Here is an 11250-nt window from a genome sequence, read left to right as displayed (position 1 = left end):
CAGCTGGCGGTGTGGCGGCCGCAGCTGGTCGACGACGGCGCCGGCGGGCAGACCGTCACCCATGCGCAGGTGGGTGTGGTGTGGGCGCGGGTGCCGCAGCCGTCGACGGCCGAGCGGGTCGCGGCCGCGCAGGCCGGCGCGGGGCACACCACACCGCTGTATCTGCGGCCGGACGCCGACGTGGCCCGGGGTGACGAGCTGCGCGGCGGCGGCCAGGTGTGGCGGGTGACGTCGACCGTCGTCCCGTCCGAGCCCGCGTACCTACGCGCGGACTGCGAGTGGGTCCAGTCAGAGCCACCGAGTGAGGAGACGTCGTGACGATCATGATCGCGGTGCGGACCGGCACCGTGACGATCGGCGGGAGCCGGCGGATGGTCCGCCGAGGGCAGCACACCGCCCACCAGGCCCATCCGATCGTGGCCGAACACCCGAAACTGTGGGGCCCGCTGACCGTGGACTACCCGGCCGCCGGCGGTGACCCGGCGGCCGAGGTGGACCGGGTCCGCGCGTACGCCCGGACGGTGCTGCTGATGCGGGACCACCTGGCGGCGGTCGCGGCCACCCTGGTCGAGGCTGCCGTCGGCCACCGCGACGGCCTGCCCGCCGAGGTGGCCGACGCGGTGGACCGGGTCGACGAGGTGCTGCGCCACGACCCTGACGCGTACGCGGTCGGCACACCGCCGGAGCCAGGCCCGGCCGGTGCCGGCCAGCCCGACCCGGCAACCGACGACGGCACCCGGGACGAGGCGGCCGCCGCCGAGCCGGCCGCCCCGGACCTGGCCGGGTCGGAGCTGACCGCCGCCGACCGGGCCAAGATCCGGGCGTGGGCCACCGGGCAGGGTCTGCCGGTGCCCCGGCGGGGGAAGATCCCGGCCGACCTGGTCGACGCGTACCGGCAGGCGCACAGTGGATAGCCCGCCGCACCGGCGGCCGCAGGTCGAGCCCGGCCAGGCGCGTGCATGGGCGGAGGAGTGCGCGAACGGGTCGGACCCGGCCGGGTCGGTGGCGTGGTCGCTGCTGGCCATCGCCGCCGACCTGGCCGCTATCCGCCGCCACCTGACGTCGCCCAGACCGGGCCGCCGCTGATGGCGTCGGTGTCGTTGCCGGTCTACATCCGGATCGGCGGGTCGGCGGAGACCGAGATCGGCACGGTGACCGTCGACCGCGACGAGGTGGCAGCGTCCGTCGACGGCGGTCTGCTGCGCCGGGTGCTGGCGCTGGCGCTGCGGTCCGCGGCCGCTGAACTCGAGTCACCAGATCTGGAGGGGGATGCGGGTGGCGCGTGACACGACGGTGTCGGTCGCCGGGATGGATCTGCTCGGCCGCCGCCTGGACCGGATGCCGGCAGCGGTGCAGGAGGGTGCCCGGCGGGCGGTTATCGGGGAGACGCGGGAGACGGCCGACGACATGCGTGAGGGCGCGCCCCGGGACACCGGCGCCCTGGCCGAGTCGGTGCAGGAGGAGATCGACGCCGGCGGGCTGACCGGCCGGGCGGTGGCCACGGCACGGCATGCGACGTTCGTCGAGCACGGCACCGAGGACACCCCGGAACAGCCGTTCGCGCAGCCGGCCGCCGAGCGGGCCCGGCGGCGGTTCCCGCGCAGGGTGAAGAAGGAGACGGGCGTGTCGCTGCGGAAGCTGGCCCGCTGATGGCGGTCGGCTGGTCCGGCGCCGACCCGCAGGAGGCCGCCGACCCGGAAGACTACGAGCTCGGCAGCAGGCAGCAGGCGAACGAGCCGATCACCCTGACGCACGTGCGGGTGTGGGCCGGCGAGAACGAGATCGACTACCCCGGCCGGGTCGGCAAGATCTGGACCACGAGCGGGGTGCTCCTCGCCTCGGCGGTGATGCCGACCAGTCTCCCGGTGGGCTGGTCGACGCACGAACTGTCGTCACCGGTGGAGCGCCTCGCCGGCGAACAGTACGTGGTGTCCTACCCGACAGGTGGGAATTACGGGGTACTCGTCGACGCCCTGGACGACGCCGTGGTGTCGGCCGACGGTGCCGTGACGACGCTGTCCAGCGCTGCGGTGCCGAACGGTGTCTACAACGAAAACCCGGGATCGTTCCCGTCGCTGTCGGTCGGGAACTGGTACGGCGTCGACGTCGCGTACGACCTGGGTGTGGCGTCGGGGACGGCGCCGACGATCACCGCGGTGGACGTGGCGTCGGACGGTCTGCAGGTCGAGGTGACGATCACCGCGACCGACCCGGACGGCCTGGACGACGCCACCTACCGGGTCGACTGGGGCGACGGCACCACCACGTCCGGGTCGACCCCGATCCTCACGCACGCCTACGCCACGTTTGGCGTGAAGGCGATCCTGGCCCGGGTCACCGACGCCGGTGGGCTGTCCGGGTACGCGGCGGCCGCCGTCGACGTGCAGGCCGCACCCGGGGACGGGTCGCAGTCGCCGATCCACCCGGTGCAGGCCGCGATCCACGCCCGGCTGACCGGCGACAACACGCTGATGGGCATGGTCACCGGCGTGTGGGACCAGGTCCCCGAGCCGGCGGTGAAGCCGTACGTGCGGATCGGTGACCACCTGTCCATCCCGGACAACGACCATGGCGGGTTCGGCCGGAACATCACCGTCACCGTGCACGTGTGGACCGAGGCGCGGGGTAACGCCGATGGGCAGGCGATCGCCCGGCGGATCGGGGTGCTGCTGGATCACCGGCCGCGTGAGCTGACGGTGACCGGGCACCGGGTGGTGTCGATCCGCAACGAGTTCGACCAGGCGGTGCCGACCACGGACCCGCAGGTGCGTCATCACGTGATCCGGTTCCGGATCATCACATCGCAGGTAGAGGAGTAGCAGCGTGTCTGGACTTGACGCGTTCGGCACCCAGTTCAAGCGCGGGGACGGTGCCACGCCGACCGAGGCGTTCACCGCCATCGCCAACGTGACCAGCATTTCCGGGCCGGCGCGGACGCGGGAGACGATCGACGTCACCGCCCACGACAGCCCGGACGGGTGGATGCAGTTCGTCGGCAGCCTCAAGGACGGCGGCGAGGTCAGCCTTGAGATCAACTACGACCCGACCGAGGCGACGCACGACCTGGACGACGACTTCGACGACGACCAGCCGCGGAACTACCAGATCGTGATCCTGCCGGACACGGCAGACGAACACACGTGGGACCTCGCCGGCATCCTCACCGAGCTGGGCGACGAGTTCCCGTACGACGACAAGATGGGCCGCAGTCTGACCGTCAAGATCAGCGGCAAGCCGACCCTCACCCCGACCGGGAGCTGACGACCGATGACTTTCCTGAGCCGTGACCAGATCCTCGGCGCGTCCGACCGCACCTTCGACGAGGTGCCCGTGCCGGAGTGGGGCGGCACCGTCCGCATCCGCAGCATCAGTGGTGCCGAGCGGGACAGCTTCGAGCAGTCGCTGCTGCAGCAGCGGGGCCGGGACCGCAAGGTCAACATGCGCAACGCCCGCGCGAAGCTGATCGTGTTGTGTGCGGTCGACGGCACCGGGCGGAAGATGTTCACCGAGGACGACATCGCCGCCTTGTCGCGGAAGAACGCGAAGCCGTTGGACCGGATCTACGACGCATGCCAGCGGATCGCGGGCCTGTCCGACGACGACGTCGACGAGCTCACGGCGGATTTCGACAGCGCCCAGAGCGACAGTTCCGCTACCGACTAGCGCTCGCCCTGGGCATGCCGGTCGGGGTGATGCTCGCGGCGATGGACTCGCGCGAGGTCGCCGGGTGGATGGCGTACGAGCGGGTGACCGGGCCGCTCGGCCCGGCCCGCGGCGACATCCAGGCCGCCATCGTGGCGTCGACCATCGCGAACTCGAACCGGGGCAAACGCGGGAAGCGGTACCGGCCGGAGGACTTCATTCCGGAATGGGACCGCCCGGAGGCGGCCGCCGGCCCGCAGGACGAGCACGACCACCTGCGGCTGATCAAACAACTCAACGCCCAGATGGGCGGCCGTACACGTCGAGGAGGTGACCCGGGTGGCGACTCTGGCGGACCTCATGGTCAAGATCGGCGTCGACGCCGGCGGCGTTGAGAAAGGCACCAAAGCGATCCGGTCGACGTTCAACCGGACGTGGCAGGCGGTCAAGAAGTCCGCTGCGATCGGCGCGGTCGCGATCGGCGCCACCCTCGCCGTCGGCATCGCCGGCGCGATGGACCTGGACCGGGCCCGCGCACAGCTGGAGGCCCGGCTGGGTGATCCGGTGCTCGCGGCGAAGGTGGGTGATGTCGCCGGCGAGGTCTACGGGAGAGGCTTCGCGGCCAGCGCTGCCGACGCGATGGCCGCGACCAGGGCCGTGCTGTCGTCCGGACTGGTGCCGGACGGGGACGCCGCGAAGCTGGAGGACCTGACCGTACGGACCCAGGCGTACGCGACGGCGTGGGGCGTCGACGTCGCAGCGGCCGCGCAGTACGCCTCCACGTTGATCGGGTCCGGGCTGGCGCGGGACGCGACGCACGCCCTGGACCTCATCACCGCGGCGAGCCGGCGCGTACCGGAGGCACTGGTGCCGGACGTGTTGGAGGTCGCCGACGAGTACAGCCAGTTCTTCCGTGCGGTCGGGTTCAGCGGTGAGCAGACGTTCGCGCTGCTGACCGACGCCGCGACCAAGGGCAAGTGGGGTCTGGACAAGACCGGCGACGCCATCAAAGAGATGACGCTCCTGGCCACCGAGATGTCCGACTCGACGAAGACCGCGTACGAGTCGATCGGGCTCGACGCGCACAAGATGTCGAACGACCTGTTGGCCGGTGGTGACCGCGCCCAGGCCGCGTTTCAGAAGATCGTCGGCGGACTGGCGTCCATCAAGGACCCGACCAGCCAGGCAGAGCAGGCGATCGCGCTGTTCGGCGCGCCGTTGGAGGACCTCAACAAGTCGGACATCCCGCAGTTTCTGCAGTCGATGGCGTCGGTGGGTGACGGCCTGGAGACCGTGGCCGGGGCGAGCGACTCGGCCGGTGCCGCGCTGGAGGGCTCGGCCAGCCAGCGACTCGACAACTTCCGCCGGAAGGCCGAACTGGCCCTGGTCACCACGCTGGCCGATGCCGTGCCGTACATCGAAGCCACCTTCGGCTGGCTGCAGAAAAACTCGGACTGGGTGGTGCCGTTGGCGACCGGCCTCGGCATTCTCGCTACGGCGATCGCGCTCGTTGTTATCGCGGTCAAGATTTGGACGGCGGTGCAGACCGCGTGGGGCATCGTGATGGCGACGACCCTCGGCCCCGTCCTGCTGATCATCGCCGGTGTCGCTCTGTTGGTCGCAGTGATCGTGTGGATCGCGACGCAGACGACGTGGTTCCAGGACCTGTGGTCGGTCATCTGGACGGCGATCGTGGCGGTCGTGAAGTGGGCGGTCGACTGGATCGTCACGGGCTGGACGTGGCTGTTCGATACCGTGATCACCCTCGCCAAGCTGTGGTGGACGGTCTTCTCCACCGTTTGGATCACGATCGGGAAGTTCTTTATCGCCTTGTTTAAGACGTGGTGGGGCATCTTCTCCGGCTTTTGGAAGGGTGTCGGCCGGATCGCGGTCGCGATGTGGAACGAGATCCAGTCGAGGATCGACCGGTTCGTTGCATTCTTCAAAGGACTCCCCGGCAAATTGTCGCGCGGCGCGCGGGGCATGTTCGACGGGCTGAAGACGGCGTTCCGCACTGCCCTGAACTGGCTGATCGCCCGGTGGAACAACTTCTCGCTGACGTTGGGTGGTGGGTCGGTCCTCGGCCTGGACATCCCGTCGGTGACCCTGTCGACGCCGAACATCCCGTACCTGGCCGATGGTGGGATCGTGCCGGCGACGCCGGGTGGCCGGCTGGCGGTGATCGGTGAGGGCCGGTACGACGAGGCGGTGGTGCCGTTGCCGCGCGGTGCCCGCGACCTGGACGGTGGCGGCGGGGACACGACGGTCCTGTTCGAGGGCGACGGCAGCCGACTGATGGCCCTGTTGTTGGAGATCATCCGGGAGCTGGTGCGGGTCAAGGGTCGCGGGAACGTGCAGTTGGCGTTCGGGCAGCGGGGTGCCCGGTGAGCACCCGTTTCACGCCGGTCACTGAGCTGTTCTACGCCGGCGAGTGGCATGACATCTCGGCGGATGTGTTCAACAAGCGGAAGGTGCGGATCACCCGGGGCACGCAGAACGAGGGCGGCGAGCCGGATGCGGCGACCTGCACTTTGATGATCAACAACGGTGCGTCGCGGGTCGCGGCGGGCGTGGTGGGCCGCTATTCGCGGCGCAATCCGCGCTCGGATCTGTTCGGGGTGATCGGTCGGCGGGTGCCGATCCGGGTCACCGTGCCGCAGCTGACCACCGCGCCGGTGCGGTTCGTCGGCGATGTGCTGGAGTGGCCGGCGCAGTGGGATCTGACCGCGTCGGTGCGGTGGGTGGAGGTCACCGCGTACGGGCTGCGGCACACGGTGTCGGCCGCGCCGCTGCAGTCCGCGTTGCGGCGTGCGATCCCGGCGACCGGGCCGGCCGGCTACTGGCCGTTGGAGGATCCGGCGGGGGCGCCGCTGGCCCGGTCACCGATCCCCGGGTGCCCGCCGGCGCGGCCGTTCGGCTACTCCCGGTTCGAGGCGCCGAACACTGGTGAGCCGATCCCTCCGGCCGGGCTGCCGGAGTTCGGCACCGGTGATGTCGGGCCGGGGTCCGCGCCGGTGGTGGATCTGTCCCGGGGCGGCACCCTGCGGGGCCTGGTGCCTCAGCCGGCGGGCGGGTCCGGGTGGCGTGTCGAGTGGGTGATGACCCAGCCCCGGGACCAGGCCGACTCCCGGACGCCGATCTGGTGGGAGACGACCGACGCGTTCACGGATCATCCGTCCGAGGAGACGATGCGCTACGAGGCCAACGTCGCTCCTGAGGGTCTCACCGTCTTCTATGGTCGGGCGTTGACCAGCTTCGGGTCGGGCTGGGCCGCGTTCACGATCGCCGACGGGCTGCCGCACCACTACCGGGTCGACGGTGACCAGGACGGCGGCAACATCCGGATCCGAGTCTGGGTGGACGGCCTGCTGGCCGCGACCGTCGCCAGCTTCAGCGACACGCTTGCCGGCACGGTAGGGCAGGTCACGGAGTGGGTGCTCAACCCGCGTGAGCGGGAGAACGGCGACGACCTGATGCCGTCGCTGGGGCACGTCGCGATCTGGTCACCGGTCCCGGGCACCTCGGACACCGTGTCAGCTGCCACCGGCCACGCCGGCGAGACCGCCGGGGACCGGTTCGAGCGGCTCTGCGCCGAGGAGTCGGTGCCCGGCTCCTCGCTGATCGGTGACGCCGCGTCGTCGGCGCCGATGGGTCCGCAGCGGCGGTTGTCGGTGCTGGAGTTGCTGCAGGAGTGCGCGGACGCGGACGACGCGATCCTCACCGAGGCGCGCGGCACCCGGGCGCTGGTGATGCGGCTGCGGTCCACCCTGTACAACCAGACGCCGTTGGTGCTGGCGCACGGGTCCGGTCGGCTGGCGTCCCCGTTGACGCCGGTCGACGACGACAAGCTGATCGTCAACGACGTCACCCTGCGGAGCACGGCCGGCGCCGAGACACGCATCGTCCAGGAGACAGGTGCGCTGAACGTGCAGGATCCGACGGACGATCCGGACGGGGTCGGCCGGATGCCGGTCGAGCTGGACCGCAACGTCGCCGACGCGGCCGAGCTGGAGTCGGCGGCGTGGTGGATGCTGTCGGCCGGCACGATCGACGAGACCCGGTTCCCGCAGATCCCGGTGGATCTGACGTCGCTGGCGTGGGACGACACCGCCCGCGACGCGGCCGCCGCCGTCGACGTCGGTGACCTGGTCCAGCTGCAGGGCCTGGACGCGTTCGGGCTGCCGCCGGACCCGGTCGAGCAGATCGTCGAGGGCTACGCGGAGGAGTTCGACCTGTCGTCGCTGCGGATCACGTGGTCGACGAGCCCCGCCGCGCTGTACCGGGTCGGTGTGCTGGCGTCAACGACCCGCACGGGCACCCGCGGATCGGTGACCACCGCCGACGTCGACGCCGGGGTCGACACGGCGCTGCCGGTGGCGAGAGCCGCCGGGAACCGATCGCTGTGGACCGTCCGGCCGCCGGACTACCCGATGGAGGTGCTGGTGTCCGGGGTGCGGTTGACCGCCACCAGCTGCGCCCAGGCCGGTCCCGTCAACCCCAACGGAACGTTCGAGGTTGACGCGTCGGGCTGGTCCGGCACCGGCGGCACCGTCGGCCGGTCGACCGCGCAGGCGCACACCGGGTCGGCGTCGCTGCTGCTGACTCCCGACGGGGTCAGCGCCGAGGCGATCGCCGCCACCGATGTCATCCCGGTGCACGCCCTGGACGGCGCGTACGCGTGGACCTGGTCGGCGTGGGTGCGGTGCGCGTCGACGCGTGTCATCGACATGCAGATCCTGTGGTATGACGACGGCGGCGGTCTGCTGGGCACCACCACGGTGACGGCCGGCGTCATCGCCGACACGTGGACCCAGCTCACCGCGACCTCGTCCCCGCCGGCGTCGGCGGCGCGGGTCTCCGGTCGGGTCCGGTTGACCGGCACCCCGACGTCGGGGGTGCTGACCTACATCGACGACGCCGAACTGTTCGAGCCGGGCCGGCAGACGTTCACCATCGCGGCCACCCCGGTCAACGGCGTGGTCAAGACCATCCTGGCCGGATCACCGGTCCGGCCCGTAGCGCCGTGGAGGCTCGCCCGATGACCATCGCCGACGGCCAGATCGTCACCGGCGACGACCTGGCGACCCTGGTCGACCCGCCGGCCGCCGTCCTGCGGATGTCGTCCGCGCAGGAGATCCTGGCGTCCACTGATACGAGCGTCGAATGGGACGTGGCGGAGCTGGACACGCACGGCGGCTGGGACTCCGGCGAGCCGACCCGATACACGTGCCAGGTCGACGGCTGGTACGAGGTCTCCGGCCACATCATGTGGGAGCCGTACGTCGCCGACCGACGCCTGGCCTGGCTGTGGCTCAACGGCGTGTCGGTCCTCGGCTCGCGGGAAGTCATCTGGCCGGCGACGTCGGACACGGCACTGTCGGTGGCGCACGCGCCGCTGCTGCGCATGGAGACCGGCGACTACGTGGAGGTCCGTGTCCGGCAGGCCACGGCCACCCCGCTCGACGTGCAATCCGGCACCAACCAGGCGGCATCGGCGCTGTATGTCCACTACCGCCGGCCACTGTAGAGAGGAATGACATGGCTCTGCTCATCGTGCTCGCCGCCGCCGCGCTGGTCGGCCTGGTCGGCGGGCTGCTCGCCTACGCAGCAGGCTGGGACGACGACTTCCCGGAGGTGTCCTGAATTGGCCAGATGGACAGACCTCGCCACCTGGCGTGGCCCTACCGTGAACAGCGGCAACGGCACCGGCAAACCCGACGAGCCGGCGGACCGCCTGGACGCGCATCACGGCGTCGTGGTGCACATCGCCGCCGGATACTTCGACGGCACCATCACCTGGCAGCGCAACCCGGCGTCGCGGGTGTCGTCGCACTTCATCGTGGCCAAGGACGGCCGGATCGCACAGATGGTCGACACCGACATCCGGGCATGGACCCAGCGGGCCGGCAACCGCACCTGGCTCAGCATCGAGAACGAAGGCTTCCTGCCGGACCCGCTGACCCCGCCGCAACTGGAGTCGAACGCCCAGCTGTTGGCCCGTGCCCACACCGAGCACGGTGTGCGGCTGCAGATCGCGTCGTCCCCTGACGGCCGCGGTCTCGGCCACCACAGCATGGGCGCCGAGAACGGATACGACTGGGGACACAGCCAATGCCCGGGGCCGGCGATCGTTGCCCAGAAGCCGGCGATCGTGGCCAGGGCGAAGCAAATCGTCGAAGGAGATGACGTGATCAGTGAGGAAGACCTCCGCAGGATCGCTATCGCGGTCAACGGCTGGATTTACCCCAAGGATGGGCCGGCGCTGCACACGGCGGCCCGTGGTGCCGCCGCTGATGCCGCGAGAGCGGTTCGTGACGTCGCAACCCTGCGGGTGGAGGTGCGGGAGGCGCTCGGCCGGGACTGGGTCGACGAGGACGCCATCATCGCCGGGGTGCTGACCGGGCTCGCCGCCCGGCCACCGGAGGAAGCGGCGACCGCCCTGGTCGCGGTCCTCGGCGAGGAGCGCGCCGCCGCGCTCGGCCGGGCGCTGCTCGCCACCAACTGATGGACCCAGGCCTACTCACCGCGCTGGTCGGCGCCGGCGCGGCGGTGCTCGGCGCCGCGGTCGGCGGGCCGGCCGCCGGCGCAATGGTCGGCCGCCGGCTCCGCCAGGCCCAGGCCCAGCACGCCGCCGCCCAGGCGAAGCACCTGCAGGCCGAGACGACCCGGATCAGCCAGGACGTCTACCAGCAGCTGACAAGTGACCTGCGAGACGCGCTGGACCGGGCCCGGAGCCAGATCACCGACCTGCGTGAGGCGTTGCGGCTCACCAGTGCTGAAGAGGAGAGGCTTCGCCAGCGGGTGACCGACCTGGAGTCACGGCTGGCGCAACTGGCGACCGCTGAGGCGGGCCTGGCCGACGAGCTACGCCGGACCCAAGGCGACCGGGACCGGCTTCGTGAGGTCCTGGCCGCCCGCGACGCCACGATCCTGCAGCTGCGCGGCCAGGTCGAGGACCTGACCGCACAGTTGCACCTTGCCCGCCCATCGCCGGCATAGAGCCGGTGAAAGATAGGAGACCCTCGTGCCACAGACCCCGACCGATCCAGCCGATCCGCTGCAGGCGGCGGCCGGCACCCGCGCCGGCATCGAGGCCGCGCTGACCGGCCGACACCGGTCGACCGTCCAGATCGCCCGGCACCTTGCCTGGTCGCACCTGCCGCCACCGCTGGCCGCCGTATCTGCCCGCATCGGCAGCGCGGTGCTCGACCTCGTCGCGGACCTCCCGGACGGTCCGGAGCTGACCACCGCGATTCGCCGGGCGGTCGAGGCGAAGGACTGCCTTGTCCGCGCGGCCGTCGACGCGACCGACGAGGAGCGATGACCATGGCCAGTCCTGTCACCACCCAGTCCCGCCACCCGTGGCGGGCCACCCTCCGGACGGCCGTCGCCGCGGCGATCGCCGCGCTGCCGCTGATCCCGCTCGCCGCGACCGAGGCCGGAATCGACACCGTGCCGGCCGTCGCCGGCGTCGTCGCGGTCACCGGCGCCATCACCCGAGTCATGGCCATCCCCGGCGTCGACGCCTGGATGCGGCGGTACGCGCCGTGGCTGGCGTCCGCACCCCGACACGAGGTCCCGCCTGGACGCTGACCTCCGTACACAGCA

Annotated in this window: 15 protein-coding genes; all 15 read left to right on the top strand. The window is 71.3% G+C overall.

Annotated features, from left to right (window positions below; translation table 11 throughout):
• The coding region (locus O7629_RS01390) for a head-tail adaptor protein (protein WP_278167035.1) at positions 1 to 318 on the top strand (318 nt) is incomplete at its 5' end.
• 5 nt (positions 319 to 323) lie between these two features.
• Positions 324 to 914 carry a histone-like nucleoid-structuring protein Lsr2 gene (locus O7629_RS01385; RefSeq protein ID WP_278167036.1) on the top strand — a complete coding sequence of 197 codons (591 nt, stop codon included), beginning with the start codon at positions 324 to 326 and terminating at the stop codon, positions 912 to 914.
• A gap of 45 nt (positions 915 to 959) precedes the next feature.
• Positions 960 to 1286: a hypothetical protein gene (locus O7629_RS01380; RefSeq protein ID WP_278167005.1), complete on the top strand. Its 327-nt coding sequence runs from the start codon at positions 960 to 962 to the stop codon at positions 1284 to 1286.
• Positions 1276 to 1650, top strand: a complete 375-nt coding sequence (locus tag O7629_RS01375; RefSeq protein WP_278167006.1) for an HK97-gp10 family putative phage morphogenesis protein — start codon at positions 1276 to 1278, stop codon at positions 1648 to 1650. Before O7629_RS01380 ends, O7629_RS01375 begins: the two co-directional genes overlap by 11 nt.
• Complete coding sequence (locus tag O7629_RS01370; RefSeq protein WP_278148126.1) at positions 1650 to 2819, top strand: DUF4082 domain-containing protein; 1170 nt, start codon at positions 1650 to 1652, stop codon at positions 2817 to 2819. Before O7629_RS01375 ends, O7629_RS01370 begins: the two co-directional genes overlap by 1 nt.
• A 4-nt stretch (positions 2820 to 2823) precedes the next feature.
• The gene (locus O7629_RS01365) at positions 2824 to 3261 is read left to right on the top strand and encodes a phage tail tube protein (protein ID WP_278148127.1); all 438 of its coding nucleotides are present in this window, start codon (positions 2824 to 2826) and stop codon (positions 3259 to 3261) included.
• 6 nt (positions 3262 to 3267) lie between these two features.
• Entirely contained in the window at positions 3268 to 3663 is a 396-nt protein-coding gene (locus O7629_RS01360; protein WP_278148128.1) for a hypothetical protein, read from the top strand.
• 41 nt (positions 3664 to 3704) lie between these two features.
• Complete coding sequence (locus O7629_RS01355; protein WP_278166998.1) at positions 3705 to 4037, top strand: DUF4035 domain-containing protein; 333 nt, start codon at positions 3705 to 3707, stop codon at positions 4035 to 4037.
• On the top strand, positions 3982 to 6030 hold the full coding sequence (locus tag O7629_RS01350) for a phage tail tape measure protein (RefSeq protein WP_278166999.1): 2049 nt from the start codon (positions 3982 to 3984) through the stop codon (positions 6028 to 6030). Before O7629_RS01355 ends, O7629_RS01350 begins: the two co-directional genes overlap by 56 nt.
• Positions 6027 to 8684, top strand: a complete 2658-nt coding sequence (locus O7629_RS01345; protein WP_278127515.1) for a hypothetical protein — start codon at positions 6027 to 6029, stop codon at positions 8682 to 8684. The genes O7629_RS01350 and O7629_RS01345 overlap by 4 nt, the downstream gene beginning before the upstream one ends.
• The gene (locus O7629_RS01340) at positions 8681 to 9169 is read left to right on the top strand and encodes a hypothetical protein (protein WP_278127514.1); all 489 of its coding nucleotides are present in this window, start codon (positions 8681 to 8683) and stop codon (positions 9167 to 9169) included. The genes O7629_RS01345 and O7629_RS01340 overlap by 4 nt, the downstream gene beginning before the upstream one ends.
• Positions 9170 to 9286: 117 nt before the next feature.
• Positions 9287 to 10147, top strand: coding sequence for a peptidoglycan recognition family protein (locus tag O7629_RS01335; RefSeq protein WP_278166962.1), 861 nt, complete (start codon positions 9287 to 9289; stop codon positions 10145 to 10147).
• Positions 10147 to 10641, top strand: coding sequence for a hypothetical protein (locus O7629_RS01330; RefSeq protein ID WP_278127512.1), 495 nt, complete (start codon positions 10147 to 10149; stop codon positions 10639 to 10641). Before O7629_RS01335 ends, O7629_RS01330 begins: the two co-directional genes overlap by 1 nt.
• Before the next feature lie 25 nt (positions 10642 to 10666).
• Positions 10667 to 10966 (top strand): hypothetical protein, encoded by a 300-nt coding sequence (locus O7629_RS01325; protein WP_278127511.1) that lies wholly within the window; start codon positions 10667 to 10669, stop codon positions 10964 to 10966.
• 2 nt (positions 10967 to 10968) lie between these two features.
• Positions 10969 to 11235 carry a hypothetical protein gene (locus tag O7629_RS01320; RefSeq protein WP_278127510.1) on the top strand — a complete coding sequence of 89 codons (267 nt, stop codon included), beginning with the start codon at positions 10969 to 10971 and terminating at the stop codon, positions 11233 to 11235.
• Positions 11236 to 11250 lie beyond the last annotated feature (15 nt).

This window comes from Solwaraspora sp. WMMD792, assembly GCF_029626105.1.
Classification (GTDB): Bacteria; Actinomycetota; Actinomycetes; order Mycobacteriales; family Micromonosporaceae; genus Micromonospora_E.
The sequence above is the reverse complement of the archived record's forward strand: the minus strand, read 5'-3'. Positions and strand labels throughout refer to the sequence as shown.

Coding starts and splice junctions, on each gene's coding strand:
- O7629_RS01355 (WP_278166998.1), top strand. CDS start 3,705: ATGGACTCGCGCGAGGTCGCCGGGTGGATGGCGTACGAGCGGGTGACC.
- O7629_RS01320 (WP_278127510.1), top strand. CDS start 10,969: ATGGCCAGTCCTGTCACCACCCAGTCCCGCCACCCGTGGCGGGCCACC.
- O7629_RS01385 (WP_278167036.1), top strand. CDS start 324: ATGATCGCGGTGCGGACCGGCACCGTGACGATCGGCGGGAGCCGGCGG.
- O7629_RS01370 (WP_278148126.1), top strand. CDS start 1,650: ATGGCGGTCGGCTGGTCCGGCGCCGACCCGCAGGAGGCCGCCGACCCG.
- O7629_RS01330 (WP_278127512.1), top strand. CDS start 10,147: ATGGACCCAGGCCTACTCACCGCGCTGGTCGGCGCCGGCGCGGCGGTG.
- O7629_RS01340 (WP_278127514.1), top strand. CDS start 8,681: ATGACCATCGCCGACGGCCAGATCGTCACCGGCGACGACCTGGCGACC.
- O7629_RS01360 (WP_278148128.1), top strand. CDS start 3,268: ATGACTTTCCTGAGCCGTGACCAGATCCTCGGCGCGTCCGACCGCACC.
- O7629_RS01380 (WP_278167005.1), top strand. CDS start 960: ATGGGCGGAGGAGTGCGCGAACGGGTCGGACCCGGCCGGGTCGGTGGC.